Genomic DNA, 17,571 nt, shown 5'->3' on the forward strand with positions numbered 1-17,571 from the left:
AGTAAGGAAGGAGTCATTTTATGATTTATGCTGAGATTCTAGCCGGTGGAAAAGGTTCCCGCATGGGGAACGTCAATATGCCAAAACAGTTTTTACCGTTAAATAAACGCCCTATTATCATTCATACGGTTGAAAAGTTTTTATTAAATGACCGTTTCGATAAGATTTTAATCGTTTCACCTAAAGAGTGGATTAACCATACAAAAGACATTTTAAAGAAATTCATCGGGCAGGATGATCGCCTGGTTGTTGTTGAAGGCGGCAGTGACCGTAATGAGTCTATTATGAGCGGCATCCGCTATATTGAAAAAGAATTCGGCATTCAGGATGATGACGTGATCATCACTCATGATTCTGTGCGTCCATTTCTGACTCATCGCATTATCGACGAAAACATTGATGCTGTTCTTCAATACGGTGCGGTCGATACTGTGATCTCAGCCATTGATACGATTATCGCTTCAGAAGACCAGGAATTTATTTCTGATATTCCTGTCCGCGATAACATGTATCAAGGGCAAACACCGCAAAGCTTCCGGATCAGCAAATTGGTCGAGCTTTATAATAAACTGTCCGATGAACAAAAAGCTGTCCTGACTGATGCTTGCAAGATCTGTTCGTTAGCAGGTGAAAAAGTGAAGCTGGTCCGCGGTGAAGTCTTTAATATTAAAGTAACAACACCATATGACTTAAAAGTGGCTAATGCCATTTTACAGGAGCGAATTTCACAATGATTAATCAAACGTATCGTTTAGTTTCTGCCCGACAATTTGAAGTGACGTATAAAGATAAAGTTGTCCATTCAGATAAGGTCGTCGTCCGGCCCACCCATTTATCGATCTGTGCTGCCGACCAGCGCTATTATACTGGCTCACGCGGCAAAGAAGCGATGGATAAAAAACTGCCGATGGCTCTGATTCATGAAGGAATCGGGAAAGTCATGTTTGATCCGACAGGCACATTTAAAGTCGGAACACGGGTTGTTATGGTGCCGAATACACCGGTTGAAGAGCATGAAGTCATTGCGGAGAATTACCTGCGTTCCAGCAGATTCCGTTCAAGCGGCTATGATGGATTTATGCAGGATTACATGTTCATGGCGCCGGATCGGCTCGTTGAACTTCCGGACAGCATTAATCCGCATGTCGCAGCCTTTACTGAGCTTATTACGATTGCAGTTCACGCGCTTTCCCGCTTTGAGCGTATGGCACACAAGAAGCGCGACACATTCGGTGTCTGGGGAGACGGAAATCTCGGATTTATCATGACGCTTCTCCTGAAGAAGAAATATCCGGACAGCAAAGTGTTTATCTTCGGAAAAACACCTTACAAGCTTGATCATTTTTCTTTTGTTGATGCAGCTTATCAAATTAACGACATTCCTGAGGATGTCAGACTCGATCATGCCTTTGAATGTGTAGGCGGACGCGGCAGTGAAAGCGCAATTGAGCAGATCATTGCCCATGTTCACCCTGAAGCCTGTGTAGCGCTCTTAGGCGTATCTGAATACCCTGTTGAAATTGAAACGAGAATGGTGCTTGAAAAAGGAATTACGCTGATCGGCAGCAGCCGCAGCGGACGCGAGGATTTTGCCCGTACTGTGGACTTTTTAGCTCAATACCCTGAAGTCGTTGATTATTTAGAAACATTAGTAGGCGGACGCTTCCCGGTACGCAGTATTGAGGAAATTACAAACGCGTTTGAAGCAGATTTGACTTCATCTTGGGGAAAAACTGTTATCGAATGGGAAATTTAAACAGTGAAAACATTCCTTACACGAATCGTAAAAGGAGTATTCGGCACTGCTTATAAACTATTGAGCGCTTTATTACCAGTACAGCACAACAAAGTTGTCATAGCTTCCTATCGTGAGGATCAATTAAGTGATAATTTTAAAGATGTCTATGAAAAGCTGAAGCAAGATCCGTCTCTTCGCATCACCCTGCTTTTCCGCAAGATGGATAAGGGGCTGGTCGGACGAGCTGCATATTTGCTTCATCTTTTCAGCTCGCTATATCACCTTGCCACGTGCCGTGTGCTTTTGTTGGATGATTATTACTTTCCTTTGTATGTTGTGCCAAAACGCAAGGAAACTGTCGCCATCCAGCTTTGGCATGCTTGCGGCGCCTTTAAAAAATTCGGCTACAGCATAGTGAACAAGCCGTTCGGCCCATCTTCTGATTATCTGAAGATTGTTCCCGTGCATTCTAACTATGATTATGCCATCGTCAGTGCACCCGCTGCCGTGCCGCATTTTGCCGAGGCTTTTCAAATGGAGGAAAAGCAGATTTTGCCGCTCGGCATTCCAAGGACGGATTATTTTTATCATAAGGAACATATGCGCACTGTACTGGATGAGTTTCATCAGGCTTATCCTGAACTTAAGCATAAGAAAAAGCTTTTGTATGCTCCTACTTATCGAGGCAGCGGACATCATCAAGAGGGTGACGCTACCCCGCTTGATCTGCTACAATTAAAGTCGGCGCTACACCATAAAGATTATGTCGTGATGCTCCATCTTCATCCGTATATGCGCAAGCATGCGCACACGGAAGAGGATGATTTTGTGCTGGATTTAACCGATTCGTACTCTTTGTACGATTTGATGGCAATCTCCGATGGGCTGATAACCGATTATTCTTCAGTCATTTTCGAATACAGCCTGCTGAAACGTCCAATGTATTTTTACTGCCCGGATTTAGAAGACTACTTGAAAGAACGTGATTTCTACTATCCGTTTGAATCGTTTGTACCCGGGCCGATTTCAAAAGACGTTCCATCGCTTGTACACGATATCGAGAGTGATCACGAGGCTGATACGAAGCGGATTGAAGCTTTTTCACAGACATTTATTACCCATCAAGACGGCAAATCTTCAGAGCGGGTAGCCGATTTTATTTCATCATTTTTAACATCTGGTGCCGATTAGGAGAAAGTGAGGTACAAAGTGAAGCTGGCCAGAAAGATTAAGAACAGACTTTTCAGATCAAAAAAGAAAACGAAAAAAGAAAATGCAGCTGTTATTGTCAATCCGACAGATAACAGGGTTTTTTCTCTTTTTGATAAAACGAAGCGAATTGAAGAAAACCAGCAAGTCCCTGTCAGAAAAATTTCTGAGTTTTCTTGGAATGGGTCAATTCTTAAAATTGCGGGTTATATGTATATCAAGGGCTTACCGCTTCAAAAAGAGGATCAGGTTCGAAAACGTTTATTATTGGTGAACAACGGTGTTTTATTTACAGCTGTTTCACTGCGGGATATTCCGGTAGATCAGCTGTCAATTGATACTTCAAATGTGCCAGGGGCCTATAAGTGGGCAGGATTTTCACAGCAAATTAACTTTTCTAAGCTGATGAATGACAAGCCTCTTCCGCAGGGCGAGTATAAGCTGTTTCTCGAAATTGAAGCTGTAGATGATCAAAATGTAAAACATCAGGAAGTGCATACGGTTGGAAACGTCAGCAATTTCCTCTCTAATGATGTGTATGCCACAAAGATGGAATTTCATTCTGCTAAAAAGCTGATGAAGTTCAATTTGATTGTTAACTATGATGAGGGCGAAAAGACCATTAACTTGTCTTGCAACAAACTGCAGGAAATCGATCCGAGCCTTTTGGAGCTGGATACTGGAAAAGAAGCAAACCGCTTTATGCGCAAGCTGAATACGAGCTTATTCCATTTTGCTTATGATGTATTCCGCCTGCTGCCAATTAAGTCCAATAAGATCGTCTTTGCTTCTGACAGCCGGCTTGATATGACAGGAAACTTCGAATTTGTTTATGAAGAACTGCTGAAGCGTGAAGAAAACTTTGATTTCAAATTTTTCTTAAAGAGCAGCATTCGAGATAGAAAAAGCCTGTCTGAACTGATGTCTATGGCTTATCACTTTGCGACAAGCAAAATCATTTTTATTGATGATTTTTATCCGATCATTTATCCGTTGAAAATCCGTAAAAATGCTGATCTTGTCCAGCTGTGGCATGCTGTCGGCGCCTTTAAGACATTCGGCTACAGCCGAATCGGGCTGCCGGGAGGACCTTCGCCGCATTCGAAAAACCATAGGAACTACACGAAGGTTATTGTTAGCTCTGAAAATATACGAAAACACTATGCAGAGGGCTTTGGCGTAGACATAGAGAACGTCATCGCTACCGGCGTACCTCGAACAGACTTCTTCTTTGATGAAGCGAAGAAGGCATTTGTAAAAGAACGTCTCTATACAGAATATCCGTTTCTGAAGGACAAAAAGGTCATTCTTTTTGCGCCAACCTTCCGCGGAAACGGTCAGCAATCAGCTCATTATCCTTTTGAAGTGCTTGATTTTGACCGTCTGTATCGTGAGTTAAAGGATGAATATATCTTCTTATTCAAAATTCATCCATTCGTACGTAATGATGCCAATATTCCTTATCAGTACAGTGATTTCTTTTATGATTTCTCCTCGTTCAGGGAAATTAACGAGCTATTGCTAGTAACAGATGTTCTGATCACGGATTACTCTTCTGTCTGCTTTGAGTATGCTTTATTAAATAAACCGATGATCTTCTTCAGCTATGATGTAGATGATTATATTCGCAAACGTGATTTCTATTATGATTACTTTGACTTTATTCCTGGTCCGCTTGCGAAAACGTCTGATCAAATGATTTCGATCATTAAAGAAGAGAAGTATAACTTTGAGCAAATTGATTCATTTGTTCATTATTTCTTTGATGATCTTGACGGAAAAGCAAGTGAACGTGTGGTCGATCAAATTGTCTTCCCTCAGGAAGAGGAGCCGGTAGACGATAAAGTCCTTAAAAGATAAATCAAAAACACCTTTTGCAGCTGCAAAAGGTGTTTTTTTTATTGATATTCCGGAACATCAAAGTAAAGCGTATAACCGTCCAGCAATGAATACAGGCTGTACATGCGGTTTACTTGTTTGTACGCCCAGCCGATGTCTGTTGCGTATTGGTGTGTCGCTGTGGATGACCATCTCATTTTGTACAGTGTGTCCTGATTGTAGGCTGTGTTGTGTATATACGATGAGCCTATGAATTTGGCACCGCCGATAATAGCAGCTTCTGGTGTGAACCAGCCTTGCTCGTATGCATATTTAGCGCCGTAGTAATTCGGGTTGCCGTCGTAGGCGCCAATTCCGTACATGTTATATACTTTTTTTCCGTTATAGGTTAAACCATTGGCTAAATCGGATGTTCCGTTGCCTGTTTCAAGGAGAGCGTGTGAGATTAAATACAGCTCGTTGATGCCGTATTGATTGGCAGCATCGATAAATGCCTTTGCTTTCCCTGTCAGGATGCCTTTGCCCGCAAGCACTTTCTGATTGACCTCAGTAACGCTGAGGCCGGCTGTCTGTGAGAGCTTGAGAAATTGGAAGTAGTATTTGCTGTCTCTGGAAAAGTTATTCGGATCCACGTATTGAACCACTTCATCACTGCTTGCGTTTCGCCAGCCTAAATTGATTTTGGCCCAGCCGTTTGTCTGGCTGATGATTTTCACCTTATCGCCTTTTTTAAATTGGCCGATCACGTTCGTCGGGATGACTGCCGGTGTTGACCGGATATTCAGCACATCAGCCGTAACGGTTGAAGTTGCTGTATTAATATAAGTGAGCGATACGTAAGCGGCCCCGTCTGTTTGCGGGCTTACTGTCATTTGTTTTTGGACCATATCACGAAGCGAGAGATTGTAATTTGTTTTCATGATTTGCGGGCCGTTTTTGATTTTCACGATAGATGATGTCCATCCATATAATTGTTTTAGCTTTGTTGATGCCGCAGTAGCCGCATCATTGCCTGTGAACTGTTCGTTTAAGCTGATTTTATAAAGCGTATTGCTTTTCGTTGTGTAACTTGGGCTTAAACTTTGCGTTTTAAGATAGGTTAACCCATTGTTTAATGCTGTTTTGCTGCTGAGCTGAGCTGTTACAATTTTGTATTGTGTATATGCCGTCTCGCCTGTTTTTGCTGTGGTGCCGGCGGCTTTGTTTTGTTTAAAAAATGCTAAAACGCGGTCAATATCTTCTTGGCTGATGATTGCTCCAGTTATGATTTGATAGCTGCTCGCTGTAGTCTGACCGGTTTTCTGGCTTGTTGCTGATATGTGATTTGATCGAAAGAATGTAAGTGCCTGATTGACTTTCGCTGTATCAAGCAGAGATTCAGTTGTTATTTTAAACGTCTTAGCTATTTGTTTATTTACTGTTTTCGCAGTTGCACTCAGCTGATTTTTCTTTAATATGTTCAAGCCCTTTGTAACTTTTGCTTGATCTGATGTTTCTTCTGAGATGAGCTGATATTGGTTTTCTGCTGTTGTTCCAGTTGCTTTTTTCGTTGCCTTTACTTTTTTCTGAGAAAAGAAGGCTGCGGCTTTGTTTGCTTGCTGCTCGCCTAAAATCTGTGCCGTCATTATTTGATAGGCTGTAGACGTGGTCGTTTTTTTGACGCTGGATGACGTGTAATGCCATTTTTTCTTTTTAAAGAAAGTGTCTATCTTTTGCAGCTGCTGTTTCGTTACCCCCTTCATATTCACTGTATATGATGTGCTTTTGCCAACCTGTTGATAACTCCCTGATACGCCGGTGTTTTTCTTGATTTGGCTGATGGCGTCCTTCACTGTATTCAGCCCTTTGAAATAAGCTGATTGGACATTGTATGACTCAGCAGTTGTTTTTTGATTGATTGACTTGTAGCTTCCTGTGATACCGGTGCTCTGTTTCAGCTGATTTAATAGATTTTTGGCATTCGCTTCACCTGAAATGGCGGCTGTAGTGAACGTGTAGTAGGCTTGTCCTTTCACCGTTTCTTTTAATGATGCCTGCAGCCCTGATTCCTTTTGGAATGCACTTTTGATCTGCTCTGCTTTGCTGTTTCCCACAATTGTGCCTGACTGAATGGTTGTGACGGACACCGTGTGGGTGATGGGCTGATACGAGCTTTTAATCCCCGTTTGCTTAGCCAGGCTCTGAATAAGCGCCTTGACTTTTGTCTCATCAGCGATTTCTGATGTCATGACGTTCACATAGGACTGAGCTTCTCCGGAAGCTTTTACAGCACCAGCCACTCCCGTCTCCTGTTTAAGCTTGGTCAGCAAAGTGTTTGCCTGTTTTTCTCCGGAAATGGCACCTGAGGTGATGGTGACATAGGGCTGTTTGCTTCCGACAGGGCTTGTCGTACCTGTAATCGCTGTCTGTTTGGTAAGCCCGCTCAGTATTGCTTTCGCTTCTGCTTCGCTATGTATGCCTGCAGCGGAAATTTGGTAGGTCGTTGTTGTGCCTGAAGCTTGATAGGAAGCATTCCAGCCAGTGTCCTTTTTCAGTTGGGCGACAGCCTGCGAGGCTTGGCTTTCTGTACTGAACGTTTTTGACGGCTCTACCTCATATATCGAGTAATCCGTATACGCTGCAGCCTGGGCAGAACCGGATATGGCAAAAAAGGCAAGGGACGCGGCGGACAGAAGCATAGGTGCGATTAATCTCTTTTTCATTCCTTCTCCTCTTTCTTATTCAATGAGTATATAAAACTAGTTTATTTATCGGCACGCATATGCTTCATTTATAGGTGAATCACTTCCATTTTTTAATAAAAAAAACTTAATCTCGAAGTGAGATTAAGTTAAATGTGAGACACGATAAGTGTACAGGTTCCTTTAATCGTAAAATCGGGCATTTGAGCCGGCAACATAAAGTGATCGCCTTTTTTGAGCGGACATGTTTCGTCTTCATACATCAGCAAACCGCTTCCTTCTATCACGCTGCAAAGCAGGAAGGATTCATCCTGAGATAGTTCAGCCTCGCCATTTATGTCCCATTTATATACCGAAAAATATTCCCCTTGGACAAACGTTTTAATGGTTATTCCTTTTCTTGATTCGGTCGATTCATCTATATACCCGTCCACATGGGGTACCGTGGCCGCATTGACCGCTTTGGCAAAATGAAGCTCTCTCGGACTCTCATTGTTATCAAGCCGGTCATAGTCGTACACCCGGTATGTGGCATCTGAATTTTGCTGGGTCTCTAATACAAGTGCCCCCTTGCACAATGCGTGCAGCGTTCCGCTCGGCACATAATAGAAATCACCCGGTTTAATTTTGATTCTTCGCAGCAGGCCTTCCCAATCACCGCTGTTGATCATTGTGACAAGTTCTGTTTTTGAACGGGCCGTATGCCCGTAGATAATCTCCGCGTTTTCTTTACAGTCGATAATGTACCAGCATTCCGTCTTGCCGAGTTCTCCCTCTTCGTTTTCTCCGGCATAGTAATCATCAGGGTGAACTTTAATTGACATATCTTCCTTCACGTCTAGCAGCTTTGTCAGAAGCGGAAATCGCTCCCCCTCCACGCAGCCGAATACTTCCCGATGCTCATCCCAAAGCTCAGTCAGTGTCTTTCCTTTATACGGGCCATTCGCAACTGTGCTCGGTCCATTTGGATGAGCGGAAATGGCCCAGCATTCCCCCGTTGTTTCTGAAGGAATACCGTATCCAAATCTATCTCGTAAAGCGGTGCCGCCCCAGATTTTTTCTTTAAACACAGGCGTTAGAAAAATCGGTGATTGCGTCATGATCTGTACCCCTCCCCTGTAAATAGCTGATCATTATTTTCCCGGTGCGCTCCCCTTACAAACGCCGTATAAGCTGTCTTTTTCCTATGACAACATATGTACAAAGCATTATGTATCAATGACCCCTTTTTGAGAAAACGCTTCCTATTTATTATATCACTTTCAAAAGAAGGTTTGTTTCAGCCTTTTCCTCATAAAGAATAATTCTCCTTTTTTGATACAAATTAAGAAAAACCGTCAATCTGTTTTATAAAGGGGAGAGAAACTTTGCAAATCGACTCTGATCTCCAGCACAATGTAGAAACATTGAAAAAAAAATTGGGGCAAAACGACGATATCATATTTTATACGTTTTCTTTCGGAGACAGCAGACAGAAGGCGTGCCTGTTGTATATTGACGGTTTGACAGAAAATAAGCTTCTGGCGCAACACGTCATTTCTCCTTTACAAAAAGAAACGTTAACTCAAAAAGAAGGCTTGATTGAAGATTTATCCGCTTTTTTTTTCGGCTATCGCCACAGCGTTGTTTCTTCAATAAACGAAATTCAGCAACTCGTTTTTTCTGGCCAAGCGATTTTGCTCGCAGACGGTTACGACGGAGGGTTGGCATTTGATACAAAAACGATAATGTCGCGCAACCTTGAAGAGCCAACATCTGAAGTCTTGGAACGCGGGCCAAAGATTGGCTTTATTGAAAAACTGCGGACAAACACAGCACTTTTGCGGGAGCGGACGAGTGACCCTAATCTCGTCATAAAAGAAATGACAATCGGCAAAAGGACGAAAAAAAAGGTAGCTGTCGCTTATATTCAGGATATTGCTCCTGATTATGTCGTAAAAGAAGTGTTTAAGCGGCTAAAGTCCATCATGACAGATGATGTGCCCGAATCTGGCTCACTTGAACAGCTCATTGAGGATGAACCTTTTTCCGTCTTTCCCACAATATTAAGCACAGAACGCCCTGATCGTGTAGAAAGCTCGTTGTTAGAAGGACGGGTTTCGATTTTAGTAGATGGTACGCCATTTGCATTGATTGTACCAGCAACGGTTGATGAATTTATTCATTCACCGGATGATTACAACCAGCGCTGGATTCCAATGTCTCTTATTCGTTTGATTCGCTATACGAGCATTCTCATTACCATTTATTTGCCTGGCTTATATATTTCTCTCGTTACCTACCATACCGGGCTTTTGCCGACAAGGATGGCCATTTCGATTGCAGGCAGCAGGCTGAATGTCCCTTTCCCGCCTTTTGTTGAAGCCTTTAATATGATATTTACGATAGAACTGATCAGGGAAGCCGGGTTAAGGCTCCCAAAGCCGATCGGACAGACGATTGGGTTTGTCGGAGGGGTTGTTATCGGACAAGTAGCCGTACAGGGCCAAATCGTCAGCGCACTAATGGTCATTGTTGTATCCATTACCGCATTGGCATCCTTTACCGTTCCATCATACGCTTATAACTTCCCGCTGCGGATTATTCGTATCGCGGCAATGTTAAGTGCAGCAGTGTTGGGCATGTATGGCGTCATCATGGTCTTTCTGTTAGTAATTGGCCATTTAATGCGTTTGAAAAGCTTTGGCCAGGATTACATTATTCCGATAATGGCACAGCCCGGACAAGATTTAAAGGACACTGTGATTCGCGTCCCTACCATATTTTTAAAAAGAAGACCTACCCGCAAAGGCACAAAAGATAAAATCAGACAAAGGTGATGGCTATGAGGCAATCAGAGGACAAGCTTACATTTATGCAGACGCTTATTATGGTAAGCAGTACAATGATCGGTTCCGGTGTCTTAACCCTTCCCCGCTCAGCCGCTGAAACCGACAGTCCGATTGGATGGATCATGATCCTGCTGCAGGGCGTTATTTTTATTGTTTTTGCTCTTCTTTTTTTGCCTTTTCTTCAACGAAACAGCGGGAAAACGATTTTTGAGCTTAACAGCATTGCAGCCGGAAAATTGGTCGGTTTCTTATTGAATTTATTTATTACCCTTTATTTTATCGGTATCGTATGCTATCAGGCGCGGGTTTTGGGCGAGGTTGTCGGATTTTTTCTTTTAAAAAACACACCGATGGCGGTTGTCGTGATTACGTTTCTGGCGGTTGCCATTTATCATGTGGCTGGGGGCGTGTACCCAATTGCAAAGGTATATGCATATATCTTTCCTATTACCATTATTATTTTTCTCATGCTTTTGATGTTTAGCTTTCGTTTGTTTCAGTTAGATTTTATACGACCCGTTTTTGAAGGCGGCTTTCAAAGTTTTTTTTCTTTATTTCCTAAAACTCTTTTATATTTTTCAGGATTTGAAGTCATATTTTATCTCGTCCCCTTTATGAAGGATCCGAAGCAGGTAAAAAAAGCTGTCGCTTTTGGCATTGCAACTTCGGCTGTTTTCTATAGCATTACTTTGTTTATGGTCATTGGCTGTATGAGTGTTGCTGAGGCAAAAACAGTGACGTGGCCGACCATTTCACTCATTCACGCATTAGAAATTCCAGGAATTTTTATTGAACGATTTGACCTATTTTTACAGTTAACTTGGACAGCCCAGCAATTTGCATGTATGCTTGGCTCCTTTAAAGGGGCGCATATCGGATTAACAGATATCTTTCACTTAAAAAATAAAAACAACCCTTGGCTGCTTACTGCATTGCTGGCTGTTACATTTTTTCTATCAATGTTTCCTGAAGATCTGAATGCCGTGTTTTATTACGGTACACTTCTCGGTTATGTATTTCTAGGTGTGATTGCAATACCATTTTTCATTTGGTTTTTAAGCTGGATACAGAAAAAACTGGGGAGGGGTCAGCTGCAATGAAGACAATGATGAAGCTTGCAGCAATGGTTCTGATGCTGCAGATGCTCTGCGGATGCTGGGATGTCAAAGATATTGAAAAACTGTCTTTTGCCAGAGGACTTGCGATCGATGAAACTGATGACCATCAGTATAAATTAACGTATCAAAACCTTCTTCCCCAAAGTGAAGACAGCCAAGCATCCGGAAAACCCGAATTTGTCAATGTGACGTCCTACGGGAAAACCATTTTAGAAGCAGTCAGTGATGTATCCATCAAGGACCCTCCTATCTATAGCGATCATTTAAAAGTCATTCTTCTGGGAGAAAAGCTAATGAGGAATCAAAACATTGATCAGGTCTTCAACCATTTTATCCGGGATGATGAGCTGCGGCGCAGCAGCTATTTGATGGCTGCCAGAGGGAAAGCCGGAGATGTTTTTACGAAAGGAAGTCCGAAGCAGCAGCAGCCGATGCCTTCCGAAAAGCTGATTGAACTGACCAATAACAGCGGGTATAACGGGAAGATTATGATGCCGCTTCGCATCGGCAGGGCCTCTATCTATTGCCAAAATGGCTACAGTTTTCTCATTCAAGCCATTAGTAACCAAAAGGGAAAAGCAAAATATGACGGGGCAGGCATTATCAAAAGCGGCAGTAATAAACTCGTTGGATTTCTTTCAGCTGATGAAATCCAGACACTGACATGGGTCATGGGGACGATCCAAGGAGGCGTCATGCCGACGACAGATAAAGGACATCCGATTACATTTGAGATTAAAAAGTCGAAATCTAAAATCAAGCCGGCAATTGAAAACGGAAAGCCTGTCTTTCAGATTTCTGTCAAAACAAAGGGTATCCTGACAGAAGACCAAAATCCGAATGAAAATTCCTTTCGTAAAAGCTATTTGCACAGGATTGAGAATATTTTTGAGAAAAAGCTTGAACGCGATGTAAAGAAGGTTATGGATAAACTGCAGCATGAGTATAAAAGCGATCCGATCTTTTTATCGGACTACATCCGGATTCAACACCCTGAATACTGGCATAAAGTAAAAGGACATTGGGATGACATATTTTCTGATGCTGATTTTAAATATGATATTTCTTTCAAAATCGTTAACTTCGGCACAGTAGGATCGTGAGAAATCAAAAGGGTGCGCATGCTCGCGCACCCTTTTTTATGTTCCGACAGTCTGCTGTTTTCCAGCCGATCCTCCCTGTCCGTTTTTGTCCCGTAAATCCTGTTCAATTTCTTCAAGGCTTTTTCCCTTCGTCTCTGTCACTTTAAAACGGACAAATAAGAACGCCATGATACCGATCGCGGCATAAATCAGGAATAAATAACTGATGCCGATCGCTTCCATTAATATTGGATAGGTAAGTGAAATAATCAGTGTCCCAACGTGCAGCATCAAGGTCGATACCCCGGTCCCGATTCCTCTGACATGGAGCGGGAACAATTCAGGAAGCATCACCCAGACAACCGGGCCCCAGCTGACCGCAAAGACAACGATAAATACGCCTAAACAAATGACAGTCGTCCATGAGGCAGCCGGGGTGTTATCGAAAAAGAGATTCACCAGCGCAAGAACGATTAAGCTGATCACCATCCCGGCATTCCCGAATAACAATAGCGGCTTTCTTCCGATCTTGTCGATGATTTTAATCGCTACTAACGTCATGAGAACATTGACTGTACCGATTCCGACCGTTCCTAAAATCGATGCGGAGTTTCCGAATCCGACGTTTGTAAAGGTCTTTGGCGCATAATAGATGATCGTATTTGTTCCGATAAATTGCTGCAGAAACGCCAGTCCCAGACCGGCAATCAGAGCGGGACGCACCCATGGATCGAATAGTTCCTTCAGGCCGCCTTCATCCTGCTTTTCCGCTTCTTGAATATCATGTATTTCCTGATCAATATCTTTTGTGCCACGCAATTTTTCGAGAACCTTTTTCGCTTTATTCTCTTCGCCATTCGTAAACAGCCAGCGCGGGCTCTCCGGCATGAACAAAATGCCAATGAGCAAAAGCAGCGACGGCACAGCAGCTAATCCAAGCATCCAGCGCCATGCTTCGGCATCGGCAAATATGTAATTGACAATGTAAGAAAGAAGGATGCCGACCGTGATCATCAGCTGATTCAGAGATGACAGCGCCCCGCGCTTATGTTTTGGCGCCAGTTCAGATAAATAGAGCGGCACGATCGTCGTCGATGTTCCGACTGCAAGTCCCAAAATAATGCGAAACAGCACCATGACTCCCGTATTCGGGGCAAATGCCACACCAAGCCCTCCTATACAAAACAGCAGTGCTGCCGCCATAATTGCTTTTTTTCTTCCGAACCGGTCAGTCAGCTTGCCGGCCGCTCCTGAGCCTAATATCGCCCCCACCAATAAGGAGCTGACAACAAGTCCTTCCGTAAAGGCATTCAAGCCTAAGTCCTTTTTCATAAATAAAATAGCTCCGGAAATCACTCCGGTATCATAACCGTATAACGCGCCTCCAAGAGCGCCGAAAAAATAAAGCCATATATTGGACTGCTTTTTCATAAAAATGACTCCCTTTCTCCATCAGCTGGAATGACATTGTCTGTGGAGTTTTTTTAGAAATCTTTTAGCCTTTTTTTCTGGCCATTAAACCTTTTCATTCTTGCTGATCATAAGTTTCCAATCATTTACTTGCATTTTTTTCAACGTCATTGAAACATTTTCTCTGCTGCGGCGTCTAATATAGGTAGTTCTGCACATCCGGAATATTATTCGTATAATACTAACATATAAATATAGGGATTTTTTTCGAATATTGTCATTTTATGAGTTGTGATATGGCAAAAAAAATGGTACGCTTCAAATATTAAGAAAACGTGAGGTATTGATATGGAGGAACGATTACAACACAAGAAGAAAAAGAGACGTCTGAAAAAATGGGTTAAATTTACAATTGGTTTGTTTGCTATTTTAATTATTGTAACTGGTTCAATTGGTACCTATGCTTATGTAAAGTTAAACAATGCGTCAAAACAAGCACATATTGATCTAAATGACAATGGTCAATCCGTTAAACGAATAAAAGAATTTGATCCTAAAAAAGACTCATTTACTGTATTACTTCTAGGTATTGATTCTAGAGATTCCAAAGGTGAGACGGTTGATGATGCTCGAAGTGACGCTAATGTCTTAGTTACCTTTAATCGAAAAAATAAAACAGCAACAATGTTAAGTATACCGAGAGATTCTTATGTCAACATTCCCGGCTATGGTTATGATAAATTTACACATGCCCATGCATATGGAGGTGTTAAACTCTCAGCTAAAACCATTGAAAATCTTTTAGATATTCCAGTTGATTATGTTATAGAAAGTAATTTTGACGCTTTTAAAGATGTTGTGGATGAATTAAATGGAGTTAGTGTAAATATACAAAGTGAAAAAATCGTTAATCAAATTAAAAAAGATACAAAAGGAAAAGTCTTGTTGAAAACTGGCGTTCAAACTCTAAACGGTGAAGAAGCACTAGCTTATGTAAGGACACGTAAAGCTGATACAGATTTTCAACGCGGACAAAGACAAATGGAAGTTCTAAATGCTATAATCAAAAAATCTAAATCATTAAGCTCTATACCAGCATATGATGATATTGTTGATAGTTTAGGGGAAAATTTAAAGATGAATTTATCGCTAAATGATGCAATCGGTTTATTCCCATTTATAACCACTTTGAAATCAGTTGATACTGAACAGCTTACCGGATCAGACATGTATCTCTACAGCTCTCGTGAGCGTAAAAAACTTTATTATTTGAAACTTGATAGTGAAAAGCTAGAAGAAGTCAAAACTGAACTAAAAAATGACATAAACGACTGATTTAAACGGAATGGTCATTACCATTCCGTTTTTTTACTCATTTTGTTGAAAATTTTCAAAGTAACGTTTAGCCTTGGTTTATATGGATAATGTTTCACAGAAAAGCTGAATATACTACACGAAGCAGCTTCATTTTTAAGGAGGTTCCCCCTACATATGAAATTAATTGCGATTGATTTAGACGGTACATTACTGAATAAAGAGAGCGTCATTTCTGATGAAAACAGAGCGGCGATCAAGCGGGCCGTTGATGCCGGCATCCTCGTCACCATTTGCACGGGAAGAGCGACATTTGATGTAAAAGCGCTGCTGGAAGACTTGGATATCCCTATCATTGCGGCTAATGGCGGAACGATCCACGACACGGGTTACCGTTTGATCAGCCGGACATTAATGGATCAGGAGGCCGGTAAAGCGATCGCTGATTACTTACTGTCAAAAAACATTTACTTTGAGGTATATACAGATAACCATCTGCTTTCTCCTTTTGACGGCGAAGCTAAGCTGCATGCGGAGCTTGATATTCTAAAGAGCGCAAATCCAAACGAGAAGACGGATGAATTGTGGCAAGGAGCCATGACTCAGTTTAAGCAGTTTGGCATTAAACCAATCCCTCATATCGAATCGGTTTTTGACGGTAGTGAAAACATTTATAAGCTTCTTTGCTTCTCCTTTGATATGGACAAGCTGAAACAAGCGAAGGAAGAACTGAAGCATCATAAAAAACTGGCGCAAACCTCTTCTGGAAAACACATTATCGAAATCTTGCCAGCCTCCTCAGGAAAAGGACGCGCGCTGACAGAGCTGGCTGAAAAATACGGAATTGAAACACAGGATATCTATGCGATCGGCGACAGTCCGAACGATTTGTCCATGTTTGAAGTCGCCGGACACCGTATCGCCATGGAAAATGCGATCGATGAATTAAAAGAAAAAAGCACCTTTGTCACAAAAAGCAATGACGAAAATGGTGTGGCCTACTTTATAGACCAGCTTCTTTCCGGCCAATATGCATAAAGAAAAGACTCCAGAGATTCTGGAGTCTTTGTCTTTTATTGCACCCGTATACTTCCCGCATATTTATCTTTCCAATATGTGCTCGTGTTCATATTGGTGATGGTCACACCGTTTGATAATGTGACATGAACAACTTGTCCATTTCCGATATAGATGGCCGGATTTAGGCTTGTTGATTGGAAGAACACAATGTCTCCCGGTTTCAGGTCCGCCTTCTCAATCTTAGTTCCGGCTTTGAACTGGCTTGTTGCATACCGAGGCAGGGAAATACCAGCTGCTTTCTGATATACATACTGGACAAATCCAGCTGTATCAAATCCTGTCTCTGGAGACACTCCGCCCTGTTTGTAAGGGACTTCTCCGATATAAAGTGTTGCCTCAGACACAATTGGATTTTCTTTCGGGATTGTCAGGTTGTCAAATCGGCGAATGCCTGTCATCTTCGATTTCCAGTAATCCTCTGACAAGTAGGAAATGGTTACTTTTTCTGACCGGCTTGCCTGAATAAACCTTCCTCCGCCTGCATAAATCCCTGCATGTGAAATTCCCGATTTATACGTATTGCTGAAATAGACAACATCACCAGGCTTTATGTTCTGAGGCGCCACCTTCTCACCCACTGCCCACTGCTGTTCGGCTGATCGCGGCAGATAAATGCCGAGTGCCTGTTGAAACACGTATTGCACGAGCCCTGAGCAATCAAATCCCTCTGACGGTGTGCTTCCGCCAAACACATATGGAATGCCGATATACTTTTCGGCCTCCTGAACGACAGGAACATCAGCGGTTGCCGGATCGACTGCGATTCGTCTCGCCCCAATATAAGACCCGCTCCAATAGCTGCTTTTTGCGTAATTGGTAATGATAACCCCTTTTGATTGCGTACTGTGAATCATTTGGCCGTCTCCGATGTAAAGTGCGTCATGTGTCGGAGTTGTCCCGCTGCTTCCCTCTTTCTTGAAAAACAAAATATCGCCCGGCTTCAGGTCTTCGGGCTTTATGGCCGTTCCGACTTTATACTGGTCGTTCACAGATCTCGGCAGATGAATATCAGCCTTACTGAAAACATATTGAATCAATCCCGAAGGATCGAATCCCTCTTTCGGCGTTTCACCGCCGTATTTATACTGATACCCAAGCAGTTTTTTTGCTTCGCTGACGATCAATTCAGATGATGTATCAGCCTCCGCAATCTCCGCTTTTGTCATAATTGGAACCAAAAAACAAATGATAACCGCCACAAGCAAAAACTTCTTCCAGTTTGCCAGTGTCTTCACTTTTATTATCTCCTCCTCTATTTGCAGTTTTAAC

The 17,571-nt window shown here is 42.4% G+C and carries 13 protein-coding genes; 9 read left to right on the plus strand and 4 right to left on the minus strand.

Annotated features, from left to right (window positions below; all coding sequences use genetic code 11):
* Positions 1–20: 20 nt before the first annotated feature.
* The 4 genes from GYO_RS40290 to GYO_RS40305 are packed head-to-tail and all read left to right on the plus strand — an operon-like array spanning position 21 to position 4,807.
* Positions 21–734: an IspD/TarI family cytidylyltransferase gene (locus GYO_RS40290; RefSeq protein WP_014115394.1), complete on the plus strand. Its 714-nt coding sequence runs from the start codon at positions 21–23 to the stop codon at positions 732–734.
* Positions 731–1,756, plus strand: coding sequence for a ribitol-5-phosphate dehydrogenase (locus GYO_RS40295; protein WP_003219623.1), 1,026 nt, complete (start codon positions 731–733; stop codon positions 1,754–1,756). The genes GYO_RS40290 and GYO_RS40295 overlap by 4 nt, the downstream gene beginning before the upstream one ends.
* A 3-nt stretch (positions 1,757–1,759) precedes the next feature.
* Entirely contained in the window at positions 1,760–2,929 is a 1,170-nt protein-coding gene (locus GYO_RS40300) for a CDP-glycerol glycerophosphotransferase family protein (protein WP_014115395.1), read from the plus strand.
* An 18-nt stretch (positions 2,930–2,947) separates the two neighbouring features.
* Positions 2,948–4,807 carry a CDP-glycerol glycerophosphotransferase family protein gene (locus tag GYO_RS40305; protein WP_041521087.1) on the plus strand — a complete coding sequence of 620 codons (1,860 nt, stop codon included), beginning with the start codon at positions 2,948–2,950 and terminating at the stop codon, positions 4,805–4,807.
* Between the two features lie 38 nt (positions 4,808–4,845).
* Here the strand turns inward: GYO_RS40305 and lytD are convergent, their stop codons facing one another.
* The gene (gene lytD, locus GYO_RS40310; protein ID WP_014115397.1) at positions 4,846–7,488 is read right to left on the minus strand and encodes a beta-N-acetylglucosaminidase LytD; all 2,643 of its coding nucleotides are present in this window, start codon (positions 7,486–7,488) and stop codon (positions 4,846–4,848) included.
* Positions 7,489–7,616: 128 nt separating this feature from the next.
* Positions 7,617–8,567: a mannose-6-phosphate isomerase, class I gene (gene manA, locus GYO_RS40315; protein WP_014115398.1), complete on the minus strand. Its 951-nt coding sequence runs from the start codon at positions 8,565–8,567 to the stop codon at positions 7,617–7,619.
* Positions 8,568–8,834: 267 nt separating this feature from the next.
* Here manA and gerBA point away from each other — a divergent pair, with 267 nt between their 5' ends.
* The 3 genes from gerBA to gerBC are packed head-to-tail and all read left to right on the plus strand — an operon-like array spanning position 8,835 to position 12,519.
* Positions 8,835–10,286 (plus strand): spore germination protein GerBA, encoded by a 1,452-nt coding sequence (gerBA, locus tag GYO_RS40325; RefSeq protein WP_041521088.1) that lies wholly within the window; start codon positions 8,835–8,837, stop codon positions 10,284–10,286.
* A 5-nt stretch (positions 10,287–10,291) separates the two neighbouring features.
* The gene (gene gerBB / locus GYO_RS40330) at positions 10,292–11,398 is read left to right on the plus strand and encodes a spore germination protein GerBB (protein WP_014115399.1); all 1,107 of its coding nucleotides are present in this window, start codon (positions 10,292–10,294) and stop codon (positions 11,396–11,398) included.
* Entirely contained in the window at positions 11,395–12,519 is a 1,125-nt protein-coding gene (gerBC, locus tag GYO_RS40335; protein WP_014115400.1) for a spore germination protein GerBC, read from the plus strand. The genes gerBB and gerBC overlap by 4 nt, the downstream gene beginning before the upstream one ends.
* A 36-nt stretch (positions 12,520–12,555) precedes the next feature.
* On the opposite strand, the gene GYO_RS40340 is transcribed toward gerBC, so the two are convergent.
* On the minus strand, positions 12,556–13,929 hold the full coding sequence (locus GYO_RS40340; protein ID WP_014115401.1) for a sugar porter family MFS transporter: 1,374 nt from the start codon (positions 13,927–13,929) through the stop codon (positions 12,556–12,558).
* 327 nt (positions 13,930–14,256) lie between these two features.
* Between GYO_RS40340 and GYO_RS40345 the strand changes: the two genes are divergently transcribed.
* Positions 14,257–15,243: an LCP family protein gene (locus GYO_RS40345; protein WP_014115402.1), complete on the plus strand. Its 987-nt coding sequence runs from the start codon at positions 14,257–14,259 to the stop codon at positions 15,241–15,243.
* A 156-nt stretch (positions 15,244–15,399) separates the two neighbouring features.
* Positions 15,400–16,260 carry a 5-amino-6-(5-phospho-D-ribitylamino)uracil phosphatase YwtE gene (gene ywtE, locus GYO_RS40350; RefSeq protein WP_014115403.1) on the plus strand — a complete coding sequence of 287 codons (861 nt, stop codon included), beginning with the start codon at positions 15,400–15,402 and terminating at the stop codon, positions 16,258–16,260.
* Between the two features lie 35 nt (positions 16,261–16,295).
* Here the strand turns inward: ywtE and pgdS are convergent, their stop codons facing one another.
* Entirely contained in the window at positions 16,296–17,537 is a 1,242-nt protein-coding gene (gene pgdS / locus GYO_RS40355) for a gamma-DL-glutamyl hydrolase (RefSeq protein WP_014115404.1), read from the minus strand.
* Positions 17,538–17,571 lie beyond the last annotated feature (34 nt).

It is taken from the genome of Bacillus spizizenii TU-B-10 (genome assembly GCF_000227465.1).
GTDB lineage: Bacteria > Bacillota > Bacilli > Bacillales > Bacillaceae > Bacillus > Bacillus spizizenii.

Excerpts from the sequence above, each read along its gene's own strand:
- GYO_RS40290 (WP_014115394.1), top strand. The coding sequence starts at position 21 with ATGATTTATGCTGAGATTCTAGCCGGTGGAAAAGGTTCCCGCATGGGG.
- GYO_RS40295 (WP_003219623.1), top strand. The coding sequence starts at position 731 with ATGATTAATCAAACGTATCGTTTAGTTTCTGCCCGACAATTTGAAGTG.
- lytD (WP_014115397.1), bottom strand. The coding sequence starts at position 7,488 with ATGAAAAAGAGATTAATCGCACCTATGCTTCTGTCCGCCGCGTCCCTT.
- manA (WP_014115398.1), bottom strand. The coding sequence starts at position 8,567 with ATGACGCAATCACCGATTTTTCTAACGCCTGTGTTTAAAGAAAAAATC.
- gerBB (WP_014115399.1), top strand. The coding sequence starts at position 10,292 with ATGAGGCAATCAGAGGACAAGCTTACATTTATGCAGACGCTTATTATG.
- gerBC (WP_014115400.1), top strand. The coding sequence starts at position 11,395 with ATGAAGACAATGATGAAGCTTGCAGCAATGGTTCTGATGCTGCAGATG.
- GYO_RS40340 (WP_014115401.1), bottom strand. The coding sequence starts at position 13,929 with ATGAAAAAGCAGTCCAATATATGGCTTTATTTTTTCGGCGCTCTTGGA.
- GYO_RS40345 (WP_014115402.1), top strand. The coding sequence starts at position 14,257 with ATGGAGGAACGATTACAACACAAGAAGAAAAAGAGACGTCTGAAAAAA.
- ywtE (WP_014115403.1), top strand. The coding sequence starts at position 15,400 with ATGAAATTAATTGCGATTGATTTAGACGGTACATTACTGAATAAAGAG.